Here is a 20,309-nt window from a genome sequence, read left to right as displayed (position 1 = left end):
AAGAACATCATTACATGGAAAAAGCCATCTTGCGCCAGCATATCGCCGAGTACGACCGCTGGAAGAAAACCCTCGACCAACAGTTCGCAGCATTCAACGGCTGGCTCGAGGCGCATTTCCCCAATTCCGCCGGTGCCCGCCAGGTGGTCCAGCAGGCCCGGACACTGCTCGCCGAGGACCAGTTCACCCTGGCCCTGGTGGGGGAATTCTCCCGCGGCAAGACCGAACTGATCAACGCGCTGCTGGCTCACACCTACGACAAACGGCTGCTGCCGTCCAAGCCCGGGCGCACCACCATGTGCCCCACGGAAATCTTCAGCGACGGCGGCGAGCAGGCCAGCCTGCGCCTGCTGCCCATCGAGACCCTGGCCACCAACACCAGCCTGGAGAGCTTCCGCCGCATTCCGCAGAAGTGGGTGACACACCACTTCAACGCCGACGATGCCGAGGCCACCCGGGAGGCGTTGCTCAAGGTGGCGGCCTGCAAATCGGTGACCCCGGAGGAGGCGGCCCGCTACGGCTTCGACCGCCGCCATCTGGACGGCAAGGGCAACCTGGTGCAGATACCTGTCTGGCGCTACGCGCTGATCTGCCTGCCGCACCCGCTGCTCGCCCAGGGGCTGCGCATTATCGACACCCCCGGGCTCAACGCCCTGGGCAATGAGCCGGAACTGACCCTGAGCACCCTGCCCAGCGCCCAGGCGGTGGCCTTCCTGCTGTCCGCGGACGCCGGCGTCAGCGGCACCGACCTGAACATGTGGGAGACCCACCTGGTGCCCCTGCGCGAACACCGCGGCACAGCGGTGATGGCGCTGTTGAACAAGATCGATGTCCTCTGGGGTGACCCGGACGAGGACCCGGAGCAACTGCTGAGGCTGATGCGCGCCCAGGTGGGCAAACTGCTGGCGCTGCCCCGGGAGAGCGTGGTGGGGGTGTCGGCCAAGCAGGCCCTGCTGGCGCGCCAGCAACAGAATCCGGAGTTGTTGCAGCAGAGCCAGTTTGCCAGCTTCGAGAGGCTGCTGGTGCAGCGCCTGATGGAGCACCGCCAGAAAGTGGCGGAGCACCGCTCCCTGCACCAGGCGTTGACCCTGATGGCGGACACCCGCGACCTGCTCAAGCGCCGCCTCAACAGTGGCCGCTCCGCGCTCAGCCACCTGCAGCGCAGCGCCAGCACCAGTGCGGAGCAGCTCACCGAACTGGCCCAGCTGCAGCAGACGGTGCGCGACCAGCACAAGGTCTGCCACCAGGAGCTGCTTACCCTCAAGTCCAGCCAGCGTATGCTCACGCGCCAGCGCTCATCCCTGCTGGCCCCGGTTTCCAGCCAGCAGCTGCAGGCGCTGATCGACGACACCAGCCGCGCCCTGCACGAGCGCTGGACCCCGCTGGGACTGGCCAAGGCGATCGACAACTTTATGCAGGGGGTGGACCACCAACTGGCCAACCTGGAGCGGGAGGCGGATCACGCCAACCGGCTGCTGGACGCCATCTTCGACCGCTCCAGCCTCGGCGGTGGCGAGGCCCGTGAACAGCACTTCAACATCTCGACCTTCCGTATAGCCCTGCGCGGCCTGCACCGCCAGGCGGCCCAGCTGCGCCGCTCCCCGCAGCTGCTGCTGGCGCGGCGCAACCGCCTCACCGAGCGCTTCCTCGCCACCCTGGCCAGCGAGGTGGGGCGCCTCTACAGCCAGCTGATCTCCGCCGCCGACGGCTGGCTGGACCAGGCGCTGGAGCCGCTCAAGCAACATGTTCAGTACCAGAAACACCTGCTCAACCGCCACCTGATCAAGCTCACCGAGCTGAAGCAGAAGACCCAGGTCAAGCGCACCGATCTGCGCGCGCTGGAGGAGGAAGTGCTGCGCAACAACGCCGCACTGGTCGCCCTCGAAGAGATGCTTACCCAGAGTACCTCCGCCCCGCAGCCGCTGGCCCCGGCGCCGAAGGCGAGCAACGTCACCCCGCTGAAGGCGCCCGCCAGCAGCTGATTGTCCGGGATCGCCGGCGTCGCCACTTTCGGCCGGCGCCGCTTTTCCCGTACACTTCCCGTCCCTTCAGTTTTGTGGATCGATTCGTGCCGCCGGAAACCGCCAGCCGCCACAGCGAACCCCTGCCCGCCGACTCGGTGGGCATAGTCGCGCCCCGCAGTCATACCTTCAGTGAGCCGTTGGGGCTGGCCTGCGGCCGCAGCCTGGGGGACTACACCCTGGTGTACGAGACCTACGGCGAACTGAACGCGGACAAAAGCAATGCGGTGCTGATCTGCCACGCGCTCTCCGGTCACCACCACGCCGCCGGCTACCACCGCGCGGAGGATCGGCGCCCCGGCTGGTGGGATCACTATATCGGCCCCGGCAAGCCCATCGATACCGACAAGTTCTTCGTGGTGTCCTTGAACAACCTGGGGGGCTGCCACGGCTCCACCGGCCCCGCGTCCACCAACCCGCAGAGCGGCCTGCCCTGGGGGCCGGATTTCCCGCCGCTGCGGGTGCGCGACTGGGTGCATAGCCAGGCGCGGCTGGCGGATCTGCTGGGGATCGAACAGTGGGCCGCGGTGGTGGGCGGCAGCCTGGGGGGCATGCAGGCCATGCGCTGGGCGCTGGAGTACCCGCATCGGCTGCGCCACGCGGTGGTGATCGCCTCGGCGTTAAAACTGTCCGCGCAGAATATCGCCTTTAACGAGACCGCCCGCCAGGCCATCACCTCGGACCCGGACTTTTGCGGCGGCCGCTACCTGGAAGAGGGCAAGCTGCCCCGGCGCGGCCTGGCGGTGGCGCGGATGATCGGCCATATCACTTATTTGTCCGATGACGGCCTGGGCAGGAAATTCGGCCGCGAACTGCGTTCGGGCACTTTCCGCCAGGGGGTGGAGGAGCAGGTGGAGTTTCAGGTGCAGAGCTACCTGCGCTACCAGGGGGACACCTTCTCCGCCAGCTTCGACCCCAACACCTATATCCTGATGACCCGGGCGCTGGACTATTTCGACCTGGCGCGGGAGTATGGGGACGACCCGGTGGCCGCCTTCTCCCACGCGAAATGCAAATTCCTGCTGGTGTCGTTCACCTCCGACTGGCGCTTCGCCCCGGAGCGCTCGCGGGAAATCGCCGCTGCACTGATGCACGCGAATGTGCCGGTGAGCTACGCGGAGATCGACTCCCCCATGGGGCACGACGCCTTTTTGTTGCCAAACGAGCGCTACCGGCGGGTGTTCGCCGCCTATATGGACAGCGTGGCTGCCGAAGTGACAGGGCGGGGGGCGAAGACATGATGCGGGTCGACCTGGACGTGATCCAGAACTGGATAGCCCCGCGAAGCCGCGTGCTCGATCTGGGCTGCGGTGACGGCACCCTGTTGCGGCAACTGGCGGACAACAGGCAGGTGAGTGGCTACGGCCTGGAGATCGATCCCGAACAGATAGAGCTGTGTCTGGTGAACGGCATCAGCGTCGTGGAGCAGAACCTGGACGCCGGCCTGGGCAATTTCGCCGACGGCAGCTTCGACACCGTGGTGATGACCCAGGCACTGCAGACCCTGCGCCAGCCGCACTTGGTGGTGCGCGAGATGCTGCGCGTGGGGCGCGAGTGCATCATCACCTTCCCCAATTTCGGACAGTGGAAGGCGCGCTGGCACCTGGCTTTCTCCGGGCGTATGCCGGTGTCGGATTTATTACCCTACGAGTGGTATGACACGCCCAATATTCACTTTTGTACTTTCCGCGATTTCGAGGTGCTGTGCCGGGAGAACAGCTGGACTATCCTGCACCGCCAGGTAGTATCCGAAACGACTGTGGGGCGCGCTTTCAAGGATTTTCTTCCCAACCTGTTTGGGGAGACGGCGATCTACCATCTGACTCGCTAAACTTATAGCTACCGTCAAAAATTGATCTTCCCCGATCAATTCTTGTGACGTCGTCAGGGAAATGCTGGCGGATGGCCGCCCCTCGCGGAAGCGCGGTTCCACTGGCTTTTCCCGGGCTTGCGCTGGCCCGGGGGCCGGCGGCGGCACATCCATGTGCCGCGCACGTACCAGCCTGAGTGAACAGGCTTTTAGACGATAACAGGAGGTGAAGCGTGAAACGTATCCTGGCCGCAGCTGCTGCGATGGCACTGTTACTCTGGTCTGTGAGCGCTGCTGCGCAGGAGGCCAGGGTCATCAAGAGCTACGAGGATTTCGGTGAATACCGGGTGATCTACTCGGTATTCAACAGCGAGTTTATCAAGCCGGAGATAGCACAGCGCTACCGGCTGGTGCGTGCCAAAGACCGGGCATTCGTGAATATTTCGGTAGTGAAGAAGGAGGGTGGCGCCCACGGCCTGGCCGGCGAGGTGTCCGGCCGCGCCACCAACCTGATCCAGCAGTCGCGGCCGCTGGAGTTTATGGAGATTCGCGAGGGCGAGGCGGTCTACTACCTGGCTCCGCTGCGCTTCGACGACGAGGAGAACCTCACTTTTACCGTCGATTTGGTGCTGCCCAACGGCGATAAGGAGCAGGTGACTTTTCAGCGCAAACTGGAAAAAGACTGAGTACTCCCAACGGCTCCCGCCGTTTTGGCGTTTTGGAGAGGCAGAGAGAATCATTGAACAGAGTTGTATTGGCCAGCGGCAATGCCGGCAAGCTGAAAGAGTTTTCCCAGTTGTTTGCCAACTGGCAGATCCAGGTGGTGCCCCAGTCCGAATTTCAGGTGCCGGAGGTCGAGGAAACCGGCCTCAGTTTTATTGAGAACGCCCTGGTCAAGGCGCGACACGCCAGTCGCATCAGCGGCCTCCCGGCCCTGGCGGACGACTCCGGGCTGGCGGTGGACGCGCTGGATGGCGCCCCGGGCATCTATTCCGCGCGCTATGCCGGCGAGGATGCCAGTGACGTGGACAACAACCACAAGCTGCTGCAGATGTTGGCCGATGTGCCCGAAGCCGAGCGCAGCGCCAGTTTTCACTGCGCGCTGGCCTTCATGCGCCGCTACGACGACCCGGTGCCGCTGGTGTGCATTGCGCGCTGGTGTGGGCGAATCCTGGAAGAACCCGTGGGCGAACAGGGTTTCGGCTACGACCCGCTGTTCTATGTGGAATCCGAAGGCATGTCCTCCGCGCAGCTGCCGCGGGAGGTCAAGAACCGTATCAGCCATCGCGGCCAGGCGGTGCAGAAGTTTGCCGCCCTGTGGCGCGAGCAGATGCAGTGTCCCGGCCGTGAATAAACTGCAGCTGCCGCCCCTCAGTCTCTATGTGCATATTCCCTGGTGTGTGCGCAAATGTCCTTACTGCGATTTTAACTCTCATCAGGTAGCCGCGGGCGCTCATCAGGTAGCCGCGGGCGCTCATCAGGTGGCCGCGGGCGCTCACCAGGTGGCTGGGAGCACTCCCCGGGTGAACGGTGAACTCCCCGAGGCGGAGTATGTGGCGCAGCTGAAGCGCGACCTGCACAGCCAACTGTCCTGGGTCCAGGGGCGCCGGCTGGTGTCGATTTTCTTCGGCGGCGGTACCCCCAGTTTGTTTTCCCCGGCGGCCATCGGCGCCGTGCTGGAGGCGGCGGAAAGGGAGGTGGGGTTCACCGACGGTATCGAGATCACCCTGGAGGCCAATCCGGGTACCTTCGAGCAGGAGAAGTTTGCCGGCTACCGCGCCGCCGGGATCAACCGCCTGTCCATCGGCGTACAGAGTTTCGATCCGCAGCAGCTGCACAACTTGGGGCGCATCCACACCGGCGACGAGGCCGCCGAGGCGCTGGGCATGGCGCGCCGCGCCGGGTTTGACAATATCAACCTGGACCTGATGCACGGTCTGCCGAAGCAGACCGGGGAGCAGGCGCTGGCGGACCTGCGCCGCGCGGTGGCCCTGGCGCCGGAACATATCTCCTGGTACCAGCTCACCATCGAGCCCAACACCGCCTTCTACAGCGCGCCGCCGCCCACTCCCGGCTCCGCCCGTATCGCGGCCATGCAGGCCGGTGGACGGGAATACCTGGCGGGGCAGGGCTACGGGCGCTACGAGGTGTCCGCCTACAGCCGGCCCGGACTGGCGGCCAGGCACAACCTGAACTATTGGACTTTCGGCGACTATCTGGGCATCGGCGCCGGGGCCCACGGGAAGGTCACGCTGCCGGGGGAGCGGAAGCTGGTGCGCAGTCGCCGCACCCGCGGCCCGCGCGACTACCTGGCACTGCCTGAGGAAACCGACGGCGGGTTGGCGCCGCCCCGCGCTGAAACCATCGCCCGGGACGAGCTGCCGCTGGAATTCCTGATGAATGCGCTGCGGCTGGTGGACGGGGTGCCGCGGGAAACCTTCCCGGCCTACACCGGTCTCTCCCCTGCGGTGCTCGAACAGCGGTGGCCGGGGCTGCGGGCAATGGAACTGGTGCTGCCCCTGGAGAGTCGCGTCGCGGCCAGCGACTTCGGTTTCGACTATCTGGACGAGATACTGCAGCGTTTTCTAGGGGCCTGTTAACAGCCCCTGGCCTTGAAAGCTGTCGGCGCAACCCCCACTAAGGGGAAAGCCAATACCTTGCGGGGGCGGGCAGGCAGTCCTTATCATGTCTGAATACAGCCCGGGCCGGGTCAAAGTAACTGTAAGAACAGGAAGCCGATATGAGCGAGCATGCAATCGTCAACGTGACTGACGCCGAATTCGAAGCCGAAGTACTCAAGGCCGAGGGACCGGTGCTGGTGGATTTCTGGGCGACCTGGTGCGGCCCCTGCAAGATGATCGCTCCGGTGCTGGACGACCTGGCGAGCCACTACGGCGACAAGCTGAAGATCTGCAAGGTTGACGTGGATGCCAACAAGGAGACTCCGGCCAAGTACAACGTGCGCGGCATCCCCACCCTGCTGCTGTTCAAGGGCGGCAATGTGGAGGGTACCAAGGTGGGTGCCCTGTCCCGCGCCCAGCTGACCGAATTTATCGACAGCCAGCTCTAGGCTGCGGTCGCGGCCATCCTGTTGGGAGCAAATAAATTTCCTTTGCAGGATGGCAAACTGCCGTTATACTGCCTAGTATTCTTGTAATCCAGACGAAGCAAGCACCGATTCTTAAACTGAGCTGAACAAAGTCGCCCTCCACACGGTAACCGTGTAGACCACTCCGGCGCACAAACTCCTCGAATCGAACTTATCCGTAGCAATTGGCTATAGCTGCCGGGCGGGCAGTGCAGCATATGAGTTTGTCCTGGTGCGAGAGTCGAGTGCGGCACCACAGAGGCGTGGGCAATAGCGGAATCAACTTTTAAACCCCCTCCCCATGAATATCCGGCGCGTCCGCGCCAACTGACAACAGAAACCTTAATAAAGCAATTGGTATGAATCTTTCCGAATTAAAAACCAAACCCATTGAAGAATTGATTGAAATCGCCAAAGGCATGGGCATGGAAAACCTGGCCCGGTCGCGCAAGCAAGACATTATCTTCAATATCCTCAAGCGCCACGCCAAGAGTGGAGAAGACATATACGGCGACGGCGTATTGGAAATTCTTCAGGACGGTTTTGGTTTTTTGCGCTCCGCCGACTCCTCCTATCTGGCGGGCCCGGACGATATCTATGTATCTCCCAGCCAGATACGCCGGTTTAACCTGCGCACCGGCGACTCCATATCCGGCAAGATCCGCCCGCCGAAAGAGGGCGAGCGCTATTTCGCACTGCTCAAGGTCAGCGAGATCAACTTCGACAAGCCGGAGAATGCCCGCAGCAAGATCCTGTTCGAAAACCTCACCCCCCTGTTTCCCAACGACCGACTGACCCTGGAATGTGGTAACGGCTCCTCCGAGGACCTGATCGGCCGCATCATCGACCTGGTGGCGCCCATCGGCAAGGGCCAGCGAGGGTTGATCGTGGCGCCGCCGAAGGCGGGCAAGACCATCATGTTGCAGAACATCGCCCAGGCGATCACCCGTAACAACCCGGAGTGCCACCTGATTGTGCTGCTGATCGACGAGCGCCCGGAGGAGGTAACCGAGATGCAGCGTTCGGTGCGGGGCGAAGTGGTGGCCTCCACCTTCGACGAGCCGCCGGCGCGCCACGTACAGGTGGCGGAAATGGTCATCGAAAAGGCCAAGCGCCTGGTGGAGCACAAGAAGGACGTGGTGATCCTGCTGGACTCCATCACCCGCCTGGCGCGCGCCTACAACACCACGGTGCCCTCCTCCGGCAAGGTGCTCACCGGCGGTGTGGACGCCCACGCCCTGGAGCGCCCCAAGCGCTTCTTCGGCGCCGCGCGCAACATCGAGGAGGGTGGCAGCCTGTCCATTATCGCCACCGCGCTGGTCGACACCGGGTCTAAAATGGATGAGGTGATCTTCGAAGAGTTCAAGGGCACCGGCAATATGGAACTGCAGCTGGATCGCAAAATCGCTGAGAAGCGTGTCTACCCGGCGATCAACGTGCGCCGTTCCGGCACCCGCCGCGAGGAGCTGCTGATGCCCGAGGGCGAGCTGCAGCGGGTTTGGATCCTGCGCAAGCTGCTGCACGATATGGAAGATGTGGCGTCCACCGAGTTCCTGGTGGACAGGCTGAAGGACTTCAAGACCAACGACGAATTCTTCCTGTCAATGAAGCGAAAGTAACGGGGTTATTTGCGCCGAATTGTATTGAAAAGGTAAGCCGTTAAGCATATAAAGGCCCACATTGTGGCGTCGGATATGTACAACGCCCGACCGAATTGGCCTCAGGCGGCCCGCAAGCCGCCTGAATCAACAAAGGCCAATCTCAGATGGATGATCTGGTGGAGCTGGTTATCCATTTGTGACTGCACGACAGCCCACATACCTAGTGAGAACTTTTTGTGAATATCTATATTGGAAATCTGGCCTACGGCGTTACCTCTGATGAGCTGAACGAAGCTTTCGGTGAATTCGGAGAAATCTCTCGGGCTACTGTTATTACCGACCGTGAGACTGGCCGTTCTAAAGGTTTCGGGTTCGTAGAAATGCCGAACGACGACGAAGCGCGCAAAGCGATCGAAGAGATGAACGACAAGCCGCTGTCCGGCCGTAACATCCGTGTCAATGAAGCCAAGCCCCGGGAAGACCGTCCGCGTCGTCCCCGCTTCTAAGCCATCCGGTTGCTAAAACAGTTTCAACGACCCGTAGCGCCCGCTGCGGGTCGCTTTTGAGGTCCCGCCGTTACACCCCGGCACTGCCCGGGTGTGTGCTTGGTGTGGGCCGCGCTCCTCCTTTGCGTTCGCTGAACGCTGGCCAAGTGCTTCCGTCATTTTTGTCCCCCATTTTGCCTGTCCTGCTTTAAACTGCGCACTGACATTCCCCTGCTGCCAGGAAATGTATGAAATACAAAGACTTGCGCGATTTTATTGGATTGCTGGATAAACGCGGATTGCTCAAGCGGATCCGACACCCGGTGGACCCCAAACTGGAAATCACCGAAATCGCCGACCGGGTGTTGCGCGCCGGCGGTCCCGCACTGCTGTTCGAAAACCCCATAGGCTTCGACACCCCGGTACTGGCCAACCTGTTCGGCACCCCCGAGCGGGTAGCCCTGGGGATGGGACGCGAGAGCGTCCACGAGCTGCGGGAAGTGGGCGAACTGCTGGCCTTTCTCAAGGAACCGGCGCCGCCGGAGAGTCTGCGCGATGCCTGGGAAAAACTGCCGGTCTTCCGGCAGGTGTTGAATATGGGCCCGAAAGTGGTGGGCAAAGCCGCCTGCCAGCAGATGGAGCAGAGCGGCGACCAGGTGGATCTCACCAGGCTGCCCATCCAGACCTGCTGGCCCGGTGATGTGGCGCCACTGATCACCTGGCCGCTGGTGATCACCCGCGGCCCGGAGAAGAAACGCCAGAACCTGGGCATCTACCGTATGCAGCTGCTGGGCAGGAACCGCCTGATCATGCGCTGGCTCTCCCACCGAGGCGGTGCTCTGGATTTCCGCGACTGGTGCAGCCGCCACCCCGGCGAGCCCTTCCCGGTGGCGGTGGCCCTGGGCGCGGACCCCGCCACCATTCTCGGCGCTGTTACCCCGGTGCCAGACACCCTGTCCGAGTATGCCTTTGCGGGCCTGCTGCGGGGCGACAAGACCGAAGTGGTCGGGGCTACGCTCAGCGACCTGCAGGTGCCGGCGAGCGCGGAGTATGTACTGGAGGGCTTTATCCACCCGGGCGACACCGCCGACGAGGGACCCTATGGCGACCACACCGGCTACTACAACGAAGTGGACCGCTTTCCGGTGTTTACCGTGGAAAAAATCACCCACCGCAAAGACCCCATCTATCACAGCACCTACACCGGCCGGCCGCCGGACGAACCGGCGGTGCTGGGCGAGGCGCTGAACGAAGTGTTCGTGCCCATACTGCAAAAGCAGTTTCCGGAAATCACCGACTTCTATCTGCCGCCGGAAGGCTGCTCCTACCGCCTCGCGGTAGTCACCATGAAAAAGCAGTACCCCGGCCACGCCAAGCGGGTGATGATGGGGGTCTGGTCCTTCCTGCGCCAATTTATGTATACCAAGTTCGTGATCGTCACCGACGACGACGTCAACGCCCGCGATTGGAAGGATGTGATCTGGGCCATGACCACACGCATGGACCCGGCGCGGGATACGGCGATGGTGGAGAACACGCCGATCGACTACCTGGACTTCGCCTCCCCGGTATCCGGCCTGGGGTCCAAGATCGGCTTCGACGCTACCAACAAATGGCCGGGGGAAACCACCCGGGAGTGGGGTGAGCCCATCGCCAGGGACCCCGAAGTGGTGAAAAAGATAGATGCAATCTGGTCCCAGCTGGATTTGTAGGGAACCGAGAAATACTGTTCTCCGGAATCCGAACTTCTATTCCACCTGGCTGGGCCGCAACGGCCTCTACCTGGAAGATATCTACGTCATCCCCGAGGCGAGGGGTTGTGGCGCCGGCAAGGCGCTGCTCAAGCACCTGGCGGGAATCGCCGTCGACAAGGGCTGCGGCAGGTTCGAGTGGAGCGTGCTCGACTGGAGTGAGCCGGCGATCAAATTTTACGAATCACTCTGTTGCAGGAAATTCCGCAAGCTTTCGATATAGGGGGCGAAGGCCTCGAGCTGTGGCACATGCCCGACGCCGTCCAGCTCAACCAGCTCGGCGTTTGGGATCGCCTTCGCGGTCTTTTTCCCCAACTGGTCGTAGCGGCCCAGGGTTTTCTGTACCGAAGCCGGCGCGCGGTCCCTGCCGATCGCGGTGCGGTCGCGGGTGCCGATAATCAGCAGAGTGGGCGCGCGGATATCCGGAAACTCGTAGAGCACCGGCTGGGTAAAGACCATATCTGAAGTCCGCGCATCCACGACGGCGATTTTGTCCGAATCCGGCCCCGCGGCCCAGCCGGCCTGGATTGCCAGCAGCGGCTCGTAAGCTTCCCGCCACTGGCCGTCGAAATAGGCCCGGGTCATATAGCGTTTTATTTTCTCCGGCGTCTGCGCGCGCTCCGCGGCTATGGCCCGGTCCAGGGGCTGGTAGGGCACGGAGCGCTTCCAGTCCTCCAGGCCGATGGGGTTGATCAGCACGAGCCTGTCCACCCGCTCCGGATACATCAGCGCGAAGCGGCTGGCGAGCATACCGCCCATGGAGTGTCCGGCCACGGCAACTCTATCCAGTTTCAGGTGATCCAGCAGGGCTTTGGTGTGGTCCGCGAGGGCCTGGAAGCTGTACTGGAAGCGCACCGGTTTGCTCGATTTGCCAAAGCCGATCTGGTCCGGTGCGACTACCCGGTATCCGGCCTCGCTCAGGGCTTTGATGGTGTCCCGCCAGTAGGCGCCGGAGAAGTTCTTGCCGTGCAACAGTAGTACCGTGCCCCTGGCTTCCTGTTCCCGTGGAGGAACATCCATATAGGCCATAACCAGGGGCCGCTCTTGGCTTGTCAGCGGGAACTGCTTTACCGGATAGGGGTATTGGTAGTCGCTCAGCATCGCGTCCCGGGGGGTGACCCCGACTTCCGCCAGTGCGGGCAGGGCGGCGGACAGCAGCGCCAGTGCAATGCAGGGGATTTTTGATAATCGCATGGTTGAAATCCGTTCAGCTATGGGCTCTCAGCAGCGGGCTCCGCTGCCCGGGCAGCGGCAGCAGCGGCAGGTCCGCCACGGCCTGTATCAGCCCCTCCTTGTACAATTTTGCCGACTGCTCTTTTTCCCCCAGTGCGTGCAACAGCCGCGCCAGCTCGGCGGAGGTGGCGGGGTCGGAGCGCAGCAGCAGGCTCTTTTCGAAGTACTGCCGCGCCTTGCCCCAGAGTTCATTGCGCAGGCACAGGCGGCCCAGGCAGGTGAGTAGATCGGCGTTCTCGCCGTACTCCTTCAGCCAGCCGTCGGCGACTACCAGTTGGGCGTTGGCGTCGGCGCCGGTGAGACAGCCGTAGAGCCGGGCAATGTCTCCCCGCCACTCGCGGTTGAGTACCCAGTGCAACTGCTTTTCCGCTTCTTCGTCCTGGCCGATCTGGTGCAGCAGCTCGCCGTAGAGGCAGCGCAGGTCCATATTGCGCTGCCAGCGGCTGCCGAGGCTGTTCCAGGTTTCGCGCAGCTTGTCCCGGTCGCGGCGGCTGGCGGCTTCGCCCAGCAGGTGCTGATAGACCTCCAGCTCCAGCTGTTGCAGCTCCGCCTCGGGCATATTGGCGTGCTTTTCCAGTTCCGGGAGCAGTTCGCGCAGGCCGTTCCAGTCCCTCAGGCGGTAGTAGGCCTGCATGAGGAGCTGCAGCAGGGCGGGGTGTTTGGGTTCCACTTGTTTGGCGCGCTCCAGGCTGGCGATGCATTGTTCATAGTGCTTGTCCAGCAGTTGCATGCGCGCCTGGCTCAGGGCCACCGCCAGCTGGGTATCGTCGCCGCTGGCCTCGGCCTTGGCGAGCAGCTCGTTGGCCTCGTCGCGGTAGCCCAGCTCGAAGGCGCTGCGGGCGGCGGCCAGGTAGTTGATCAGGGGAGCTTCGGAGCGGGGGGCGGATTTGAGCAACTGGCGGCGGGCGCGGGCCCAGTTGCCCTCCATAAATTCCACCAGGCCGTTGGTGAGGCGCCGCCGCGCCATCCGGGAGCGCCCGAAGCGGATGCGGCTGACGCCGCCGCCGATGCCGCGCAGCAGGCTGCGCACCAGCCAGACCACCAGGAACAGCGCGAGCGCCCCGAATACGACCGCGCCCACCGCTACCCAGAGGTTCATCTCGATATGCTTGCCGCCCACGGCGAGCACCATGTAGCCGGGGTAGCTGCGCATCATCTCCGCGAGAAAGGCGCCGAACAGCAGCAGCGTGAGTGCGGAAAACAGAAAGCGTTTCACTGTGTCTCGTCTCCTGCCGTGTTCGGGGTATCGGTTTCCAGGGAGTCGGCTTCTTCACTGTTGCCGCCGGGCGGAGCTGCAGGCGCCCGCTGCGGGTCGGCCTTGTGCAGCCGCTCGATATAGTTGTGCAGCGCGCTTTGCGAGGCACTCAGGCTGGGCAGCTCGACGATCACCGGCTGCTGCGCCAGCTCCTGCAGTTCCCGGGCCAGCACCTGGCGCCGGTGGTTGTCGGTGCCGTATTCGAGCAGCAGCTGGCGCGCGCGCTCCAGGGAGTCCTTGTACACGGTGTCGTCTTCGCGCAGCAGGGCCAGCTCCGCCTGTTCCATATTCAGGCGCAGGTTCTGGCGGAAGCGCGCCTCGCTCTGCGGCGACAGTAGTACCGGGTCGATATCGACGTCGCGAACGCGGTAGGAGTTGCGCATGAACCGGGTGAAGTTCTGCCAGCTGCGCTCCCATACCGGGAGTTTTTCCCCACCGGCGGGTGACGGTGTCTCCTCTTCTTCGACGGCGTCCTGTTTGGCCAGCTCGAATTCAGGCCGGATGTCCACTTGCACCAGTTGTTCTTCCAGCGCGCGCAGTCGCAGGTAGAGCCCTTCGCGGTCGATGTTTTCCACCAGCTTGAGGGCGGTGAGGTCTCTGGCCAACTGCTGGCGTACGCCGTAGAGGTCGGGGAGGTTGACGTCGCGCAGTATCTCGTTTGCCTCCTCCACCAGGCCGAGGGCTGCGCGGCTGTCGCGCTCCAGCAGCAGGCGCTGGTTGGCCAGACGCAGCAGGTAATCCGCTTCCGCCAGCTGCCAGTCCTGGCGGCCGATATTGCCCAGCTCCCCCAGCCGGTTGCCCTGGGCGGTGACACTGCGCTGCAGTTCCGCCAGCTGCTGTTGCAGCTGGCGGATGGTATTGCCCTGTTGACGCAGCTGGTTGCGCAGGGCGGCGGAGTCCTGTGGCGGCGTTGAGGCGGCGGGCGGGGTGTCCTGCGGTTGCGGTTCCCGGGGTGCCGCCGGCTCGGCGGCGGGGGGCTTCTCGCGGTCGGCGCCGGCGGTTTGCCGGTCCCGCCCGGGGAGGAAATCCAGGTATTGCGCCAGCCGCTCTTGCACTTGCGGCCAGTTGAGCCAGCCCCAGGTGCCGGCCGCCCCGAGCAGGAGAAGTAGCAGCAGCCACAGCCAGACTCTGCCGCTCCCGCGCTTTCGGGCCGCTTTGGCGGTACCGGTGTCCTTGCCCTGTTGGGCTTTGGCAAAGTTGCTTTTTGGCTTGTCGGTGTCTGTGGATTTCTCGTCAGTCATGGCTGGGCGGGCAAGTGAAAAATGTCGTCAAATTATAGCGACTGAAGACACGCTTTATACGAAGTGCGGCGCCCTTTTGAAACTTTTTACCGCAGCCTGCCGGCGAGGCCGGTGCGCAGGGCTTCGAGCATGGCGCTGTCGCCGGCATTCCGCGCTGCGCGGACCCGGGCAAAGCCCAGCTCCCGGGCCTGTTCGGCCACCCGCCGGCTGGGGCAAACCAGCAGCGCATCGCGCAGGGATTCGCGGCCGGACTGTCCGATGCACTGTGCCAGGTTGGCGAGGGTCTCGCCGCTGTGCACGCTGATGGCGTCCGGCTGTTGTGCGTAGGCGGCGAGCTGCTGCGGGGCGTCCGGGGGCAAAAGGCGGCGGTAGAGTTCGCAGTAGTCGACGCGGGCGCCGCGCTGGCGCAGGGTTTCGCCGATCAGTGTGCGTCCGCCGCGGCCGCGGAAAATCAGCGCGCGCTGGCCGGCGATATCGCGCAGGGCGGGCAGCGCCAGCAGCGCCTCGGAATCCATGGTGTCGCCGTCTGCCTCCACCGGGACGCCGCGTTCGCGCAGTGCGCGCGCGGTGGCCGCGCCGACGGCGTAGTAGCGCGGTCCCTTCGGCAGTTGCGGCCAGTAGTCCTCGATCCAGTCGAAGCCTATCCGCACCGCATTTTGCGACACGAAGACCGAGTGGTCGGCGAGGTCGAAGTTCAGGATATGGTTCTTGATCGCCTGCTGTTCCGGGCCGCTGTCGATCGCCTCGATGGCCAGCATGGGGATGCTGTCCACTGTGGCCCCGGCGGCTTCCAGCTGTGCGCGCCAGCCCCGGGACTGATGCGCGGGGCGGGTAATCAGTATGCGCCGGCTGCGCAGTTCGCCGCTCACAGCGCCGCGAGAATCCTGTCGGCGCCAGCGGCGAGCAGTTCCTCCGCCAGCGCGGTGCCCATGGCTTCGCCGTTTTCCGCCGGGCCGCGGGCCTCGGCGCGAACCAGGGTCTCGCCGTCGGGGCTGCCCACCAGGCCGCGCAGGTGCAGTTCGCCGTTGTCGAGTTCGGCATAACTGCCGATGGGAATCTGGCAACTGCCGTCCAGGCGTTTGACCAGGGCGCGCTCCGCCGCCAGGCGCGCGGCGGTGGCGGGGTGGTGCAGCGGCTGCAGCAGGGCCTCCAACTCCGGGTCGCGGCGGCACTCGATGCCCACCGCGCCCTGGCCGCCGGCGGGCAGGGAGATTTCCGGGGGCAGGGCGGTGCGGATGCGCTCGTGCATTTCCAGGCGCACCAGGCCGGCTGCGGCGAGGATGATCGCGTCGAACTCGCCGGCGTCCATTTTCGCCAGCCGGGTGTTGACGTTGCCGCGCAGGAAGTGCACCTGCAGGTCCGGGCGCCGGGCCAGCAACTGGCACTGGCGGCGCAGGCTGGAGGTGCCCACTACCGCACCCTGCGGCAGTTCGTCCAGGCTGGCGTAGTGGTTGCTCACAAAGGCGTCGCGGGGATCTTCACGCTCGCAGATCACCGGCAGGTGCAGGCCGTCGGGAAATTCCATCGGCACGTCCTTCATGGAGTGCACGGCGATATCCGCGTGCCCGTCGAGCATGGCTTTTTCCAGCTCTTTCACGAACAGGCCCTTGCCGCCGACCTTGGCCAGGGGGATATCCAGCATCTGATCGCCGCGGCTGGTGAGCGGCAGCAGTTCGATTTGCAGTGACGGGTGGTGTTGCTGCAGCCGGTCCTCGACGAAATTGGCCTGCCAGAGGGCCAGGGCACTCTCGCGGGTGGCGATGCGGATGCGGGTGATGGGCATAGGGCGTCGGTCGATTTGGAAGTGGCTGGGAATTTTAACAGATGGTGATGGATGACCGGGGACTGTCTGTCATCTGTTCTCTGGCTTCTGTCCTCTGGAGCGCAGCCAGTCCTCCAGAAAAATACGCGCGGCGATGGAATCCACAGGATCTTTGGCGTAGTTCCCGCGGTGGCCCCGCTCGCGCGCCTCTTCCTTGGCGGCGCGGGTGCTGAGGCGTTCGTCGACATACTCCACCGGCAGGCCGCTGCGCCCGTGGAGTCGCCGGCCGAATTTGCGCGCGCGCGCGGAGAGTTCGCTCTCGCTGCCGTCCATATTCAGCGGCAGGCCCACCAGCAGGGTTTGCGGTTGCCATTCGGCGATCAGGCGCAGGACTTTGTCCCAGTCCGGTGCGCCGTCTTTCGCCGGAAGCGGTGGCAGTTCGCGGGCGCCGCCGGTCAGGCTCTGGCCGAAGGCGATGCCGATGGAGCGGGTGCCGAAGTCGAAGGCGAGGGCGGTGGTGGTGCCGGTCATCAGGCGTGGCCGGATTGGGAGCCGATGCCGGTCATGTCGATGCCGTGGCGCGCGGCGGCGGTGTGCCAGCGCTTTTGCCACGGGGTGGCGAAGAGAATTTCCGGCTCTGCCGGCAGGGTGAGCCAGGCGTTGTCCGTCAGCTCCTCCTCGAGTTGGCCCGGGCCCCAGCCGGCGTAGCCCAGGGCCACCAGCACGTCGTCGGGGCCGCGGCCGGCGGCGAGGGATTCGAGGATGTCTTTGGAGGCGGTGAGGCTGATATCCTCGGAGACCTCCAGGGTGGAATCGAAGCGCGCGCCGGCGCCGTGCAGGACGAAGCCCTGCTCCGGTGCCACCGGGCCGCCCAGCATTACTATCTCTTCGCCGCGCAGGCTGGCGTCGTCCAGGGAGAGCTGTTCGAACACCTCTCTCCAGGACACATTGCTGGGGGCGTTGATCACGATACCCATGGTGCCTTCGCGGGTGTGCTCGCAGACGAAGGTGATGGTCTGCCGGAAACGCGGGTCCTGCATCCCGGGCATGGCCAGCAGGAACTGGCCGCGCAGGCTGGAGTGGGTGAGGTCGTTGTCGATGCTGGTGGTGTGCATATTGTCAGTGTAGGGCCGATTGTTGGGGTCTAACCGCGCCCGGGAGCTTCGCCGGCGTCGGTGGAGAAGCCGGTCATTTCGAAGTGCCAGGTGCGGATGATCTCCAGGCGGTCCGCTTCCCTGCGGATTTCCGCCGGAAAGGGTGCGAAGGGCGCCGCCAGGCGCACTATTTGCTGGGCGGCATCGTCCAGTATACGTTCGCCGGAGGACTCAAGTATCACCACTTCCTCCACTGCACCGGTGGGCAGCAGGCGCACCATCATACGCAGGCTGCCGGTAATCTGCCGCTGCAGGGCCTCCTCGGGGAAGTTGTCGTTGCCCACCGCCTCCACCTTCTGCCGCCAGTTGTGCAGGTAGGCGGCGTCGGCGGAGGCCTTGGTGGCCACTGAGGTGAGTCGGCGCACCCGCGGGCGCTGGGCGATGGTCTGGCGAATCTTGTCCAGCCGCGCCTGCAGGCTAGCGATCTCCGGGTTGGAATGGGGCAGGTCGCTGGGGGCGTCGCCGCGCTTTTCCTCGGAGGGCTTGTCTTCTGCGGGCAGTTCCGGTGCCTGTCGGGGGCTCTCGCCGATGGTGGTTACCAACTGCCGGCGCTGCTCCGCGGGGCGGGCGGCCTGCTGCTGCGGCAGGGGATTCACCTCGCGCACGACGGTGTCGGCGATTTCCGCGCGGCGGTTGCTGGAGAGTTCCCTGGGGGTGTCGGCGGTGCCGCTGGCCTGCTGGTTGTGCTGGGCCAGGTAGTCGGCGTCCTCGGGGGCCGCGGCGGTATGGTGCTGCGCCAGGGTAACTTCCAGGGTTGGCGGTGCCCGCCGACCTTCGGGCGCGGCAAAAGCCACGCCGAAAATCACCAGTGCGTGGAAGGCGCAGGCGAGAAACAGGGCGAACGCGAAGCGGTCCTGTTGGGCGGCCTGTTGTCGAGTGGTGCCGGCGGTCGGGTTCATTTTTTCGTTATTGGTTACTCAAGTTTCGGAGTTCAGTTCCGGCTTTTGCCGCCGGCAGGCGTCGAGCTCCGAAACTTGAGTTGGTTATTCAAGTGTCGGCACCCGGCGCGGGGCCTGGAGAGTTCAGGTGATAACGCCCGAAACCCGAGACTTGATTGTTTACTGCTCAATTCCCAATAAGGGTTCGCCAGTTTACCTTTTTTGTTGCAGCCGGTCTGTGATGGCGCTCATCAGCAGGCCGCCGGTATCGGTGCCGTAGGCGGCGTCTATTTCGCGCACACAGGTGGGGCTGGTGACATTGATTTCGGTGAGGTAGTCGCCGATCACGTCCAGGCCCACGAACAGCAATCCCTTTTCTTTCAAAGCTGGCGCCACCCGCTCGGCGATCTCGCGGTCGCGCTCCGACAGCGGGCGTGCCTCGCCGCGGCCGCCGGCCGCCAGGTTGCCCCGGGTCTCGCCGGCTTCGGGGATACGGGCCAGGCAGTAGGGCACCGGTTCGCCGTCCACCACCAGAATACGCTTGTCTCCGTTCTTGATTTCCGGGATATAGCGCTGCCCCATGATTTGCTTCCGGCCGCGGTCGGTGAGCATTTCCAGTATCGCCCCGAGGTTGGCGCCGTCAGGCTTGCAGTGGAAGATACCGGTGCCGCCCATCCCATCCAGGGGTTTAAATATCACGTCTTCATGGCTGGCGTGGAAGGCACGCAACCGCTGCATGTTGCGGCTGACGATCAGCGGCGGGCAGCAGTCGGGGAACTGCGTGGCGAAAATCTTCTCGTTGCAATCGCGCAGTGCCTGCGGGCTGTTCACCACCAGTGCGCCTTCTCGCTCCGCGGCCTCCAGTATATAGGTGGAATAGATATATTCGTTGTCGACGGGTGGATCCACCCGCATCAGCACTACGTCCAGTTCCCCCAGCGGCATCTCCGCCGCTTCTCTCAGGGAGAACCAGCGCTCGGCATCGTCGAACACCTGCAGCGGGCGTCCCCAGCCCATGGCGCGCCCGCCGTCCAGGTAGAGATCGCTCTGCTCAAAATAAAACAGGTCGAAACCGCTGCGCTGTGCGGCCTGCAACAGCGCCAGGGTGGTGTCTTTCTTAAAGTGAATCTTGGCGATGGGGTCCATCACCACGCCGAGGGAGTAGCTCATATTCGTGTCCGTGCCAGCCAGAAGGGTGGATTCAGGTTAAAGTAAAAGCTGTCCGCCGCTGGCGCAACTATTTACGCAGATTGGCCCGGTGGCGATTATTTGTACTGTTGTACCGTTCGCACCCCGGCACCGGTAGATTCACTTAAGGTTCTGTGATAAAAGTTCCCTCTGATGTGCGACCTTGGCCTGCCGAGGTGTCCAGACCCCGCAAGCGGTTGAAGAAAGGGCGCGCTTAAAGCCGTGTCCGAAAAATAAGTAAACAGGGGATTCAACAACACTATGGAGCTCAACTGGGAAAGCCTGACGGTGATGGTGGTCGACGACAGTAAGACGATTCGCCGCACCGCCGAGACGCTGCTGCAAAAAGCGGGGTGTACGGTGGTTACCGCGACGGACGGTTTTGATGCCTTGGCAAAAATCGCCGATTCGCGGCCGGATATTATCTTTGTCGATATCATGATGCCGCGTCTGGATGGCTATCAAACCTGCGCGCTGATCAAAAACAACAGCGAATTCCGTTCGACGCCGGTGGTGATGTTGTCGAGCAAGGACGGTTTGTTCGACAAGGCCAAGGGCCGGGTGGTCGGTTGTGATCAATATCTGACCAAGCCGTTCAGCAAGAGCGAGTTGTTGGGTGCGATCTCGGCTCACGCCAAGCCGCATCACGCGGCGTGATCAGCGCAGTTCGGGTTTTCGCTGTGACTTTGTTAACACCGGTGGCGTAGAATAGGTGCCGGTGCCGGCTGAACATTTGTCGTGGTGTCAGGCAAAGTTCGCCCGGTGCGGAGTGATTTTCGCGGATAACGAAATCTTTTTAAGGGTGTGCGGTCGGTGCCGCTTCGGTGTGGGCCCGGTCCGCC

Annotated in this window: 21 protein-coding genes; 12 read left to right on the top strand and 9 right to left on the bottom strand. The window is 63.8% G+C overall.

What is annotated here, in order from left to right; all coding sequences use genetic code 11:
- Positions 1 to 14 precede the first annotated feature (14 nt).
- From ACRC0P_RS11180 to ACRC0P_RS11130, 11 genes are all read left to right on the top strand, one after another.
- Complete coding sequence (locus tag ACRC0P_RS11180; protein ID WP_438630868.1) at positions 15 to 1,982, top strand: dynamin family protein; 1,968 nt, start codon at positions 15 to 17, stop codon at positions 1,980 to 1,982.
- 86 nt (positions 1,983 to 2,068) lie between these two features.
- A complete protein-coding gene (metX, locus tag ACRC0P_RS11175; protein ID WP_438630866.1) occupies positions 2,069 to 3,262 on the top strand; it encodes a homoserine O-succinyltransferase MetX in 1,194 nt (397 codons plus the stop codon).
- Positions 3,262 to 3,852 (top strand): methionine biosynthesis protein MetW, encoded by a 591-nt coding sequence (gene metW, locus ACRC0P_RS11170; RefSeq protein ID WP_438630892.1) that lies wholly within the window; start codon positions 3,262 to 3,264, stop codon positions 3,850 to 3,852. Before metX ends, metW begins: the two co-directional genes overlap by 1 nt.
- A 212-nt stretch (positions 3,853 to 4,064) precedes the next feature.
- Positions 4,065 to 4,517 (top strand): DUF4426 domain-containing protein, encoded by a 453-nt coding sequence (locus ACRC0P_RS11165; protein ID WP_438630864.1) that lies wholly within the window; start codon positions 4,065 to 4,067, stop codon positions 4,515 to 4,517.
- A 53-nt stretch (positions 4,518 to 4,570) separates the two neighbouring features.
- Positions 4,571 to 5,185: an RdgB/HAM1 family non-canonical purine NTP pyrophosphatase gene (gene rdgB / locus ACRC0P_RS11160; protein ID WP_438630862.1), complete on the top strand. Its 615-nt coding sequence runs from the start codon at positions 4,571 to 4,573 to the stop codon at positions 5,183 to 5,185.
- Positions 5,178 to 6,431, top strand: a complete 1,254-nt coding sequence (gene hemW, locus ACRC0P_RS11155; protein ID WP_438630860.1) for a radical SAM family heme chaperone HemW — start codon at positions 5,178 to 5,180, stop codon at positions 6,429 to 6,431. Before rdgB ends, hemW begins: the two co-directional genes overlap by 8 nt.
- Positions 6,432 to 6,571: 140 nt before the next feature.
- Positions 6,572 to 6,901: a thioredoxin TrxA gene (gene trxA / locus ACRC0P_RS11150; RefSeq protein WP_438630858.1), complete on the top strand. Its 330-nt coding sequence runs from the start codon at positions 6,572 to 6,574 to the stop codon at positions 6,899 to 6,901.
- Positions 6,902 to 7,278: 377 nt separating this feature from the next.
- Positions 7,279 to 8,538 (top strand): transcription termination factor Rho, encoded by a 1,260-nt coding sequence (rho, locus tag ACRC0P_RS11145; RefSeq protein ID WP_438630856.1) that lies wholly within the window; start codon positions 7,279 to 7,281, stop codon positions 8,536 to 8,538.
- A 218-nt stretch (positions 8,539 to 8,756) separates the two neighbouring features.
- Positions 8,757 to 9,026 (top strand): RNA recognition motif domain-containing protein, encoded by a 270-nt coding sequence (locus ACRC0P_RS11140; RefSeq protein WP_438630854.1) that lies wholly within the window; start codon positions 8,757 to 8,759, stop codon positions 9,024 to 9,026.
- Between the two features lie 227 nt (positions 9,027 to 9,253).
- Complete coding sequence (gene ubiD, locus ACRC0P_RS11135; protein ID WP_438630852.1) at positions 9,254 to 10,717, top strand: 4-hydroxy-3-polyprenylbenzoate decarboxylase; 1,464 nt, start codon at positions 9,254 to 9,256, stop codon at positions 10,715 to 10,717.
- Positions 10,689 to 10,979 carry a GNAT family N-acetyltransferase gene (locus ACRC0P_RS11130; RefSeq protein ID WP_438630850.1) on the top strand — a complete coding sequence of 97 codons (291 nt, stop codon included), beginning with the start codon at positions 10,689 to 10,691 and terminating at the stop codon, positions 10,977 to 10,979. Before ubiD ends, ACRC0P_RS11130 begins: the two co-directional genes overlap by 29 nt.
- Here the strand turns inward: ACRC0P_RS11130 and ACRC0P_RS11125 are convergent.
- The 9 genes from ACRC0P_RS11125 to gshB form a co-directional block, all read right to left on the bottom strand.
- Positions 10,934 to 11,950 carry an alpha/beta fold hydrolase gene (locus ACRC0P_RS11125; RefSeq protein ID WP_438630848.1) on the bottom strand — a complete coding sequence of 339 codons (1,017 nt, stop codon included), beginning with the start codon at positions 11,948 to 11,950 and terminating at the stop codon, positions 10,934 to 10,936. The two genes, ACRC0P_RS11130 and ACRC0P_RS11125, sit on opposite strands and share 46 nt — an antisense overlap.
- 13 nt (positions 11,951 to 11,963) lie before the next feature.
- Positions 11,964 to 13,205: a heme biosynthesis HemY N-terminal domain-containing protein gene (locus ACRC0P_RS11120; RefSeq protein ID WP_438630846.1), complete on the bottom strand. Its 1,242-nt coding sequence runs from the start codon at positions 13,203 to 13,205 to the stop codon at positions 11,964 to 11,966.
- Positions 13,202 to 14,485 carry a uroporphyrinogen-III C-methyltransferase gene (locus ACRC0P_RS11115; RefSeq protein ID WP_438630844.1) on the bottom strand — a complete coding sequence of 428 codons (1,284 nt, stop codon included), beginning with the start codon at positions 14,483 to 14,485 and terminating at the stop codon, positions 13,202 to 13,204. Before ACRC0P_RS11115 ends, ACRC0P_RS11120 begins: the two co-directional genes overlap by 4 nt.
- Positions 14,486 to 14,571: 86 nt before the next feature.
- Positions 14,572 to 15,354, bottom strand: a complete 783-nt coding sequence (locus ACRC0P_RS11110; RefSeq protein WP_438630842.1) for a uroporphyrinogen-III synthase — start codon at positions 15,352 to 15,354, stop codon at positions 14,572 to 14,574.
- On the bottom strand, positions 15,351 to 16,268 hold the full coding sequence (gene hemC / locus ACRC0P_RS11105) for a hydroxymethylbilane synthase (protein WP_438630840.1): 918 nt from the start codon (positions 16,266 to 16,268) through the stop codon (positions 15,351 to 15,353). Before hemC ends, ACRC0P_RS11110 begins: the two co-directional genes overlap by 4 nt.
- A gap of 69 nt (positions 16,269 to 16,337) precedes the next feature.
- Positions 16,338 to 16,778 carry a Holliday junction resolvase RuvX gene (ruvX, locus tag ACRC0P_RS11100; protein WP_438630838.1) on the bottom strand — a complete coding sequence of 147 codons (441 nt, stop codon included), beginning with the start codon at positions 16,776 to 16,778 and terminating at the stop codon, positions 16,338 to 16,340.
- Positions 16,778 to 17,362, bottom strand: coding sequence for a YqgE/AlgH family protein (locus tag ACRC0P_RS11095; RefSeq protein ID WP_438630836.1), 585 nt, complete (start codon positions 17,360 to 17,362; stop codon positions 16,778 to 16,780). Before ACRC0P_RS11095 ends, ruvX begins: the two co-directional genes overlap by 1 nt.
- 29 nt (positions 17,363 to 17,391) lie before the next feature.
- Positions 17,392 to 18,300, bottom strand: a complete 909-nt coding sequence (locus ACRC0P_RS11090; RefSeq protein ID WP_438630834.1) for an energy transducer TonB — start codon at positions 18,298 to 18,300, stop codon at positions 17,392 to 17,394.
- A gap of 192 nt (positions 18,301 to 18,492) precedes the next feature.
- The gene (gene gshB / locus ACRC0P_RS11085) at positions 18,493 to 19,449 is read right to left on the bottom strand and encodes a glutathione synthase (protein WP_438630832.1); all 957 of its coding nucleotides are present in this window, start codon (positions 19,447 to 19,449) and stop codon (positions 18,493 to 18,495) included.
- A gap of 279 nt (positions 19,450 to 19,728) precedes the next feature.
- Here gshB and pilG point away from each other — a divergent pair, with 279 nt between their 5' ends.
- On the top strand, positions 19,729 to 20,124 hold the full coding sequence (gene pilG / locus ACRC0P_RS11080; protein WP_438630830.1) for a twitching motility response regulator PilG: 396 nt from the start codon (positions 19,729 to 19,731) through the stop codon (positions 20,122 to 20,124).
- Positions 20,125 to 20,309 lie beyond the last annotated feature (185 nt).

The sequence above is a fragment of the Microbulbifer sp. genome (assembly GCF_051659245.1).
Taxonomy (GTDB): Bacteria; Pseudomonadota; Gammaproteobacteria; order Pseudomonadales; family Cellvibrionaceae; genus Microbulbifer.
This window is presented reverse-complemented; position numbering and strand designations above follow the sequence as displayed.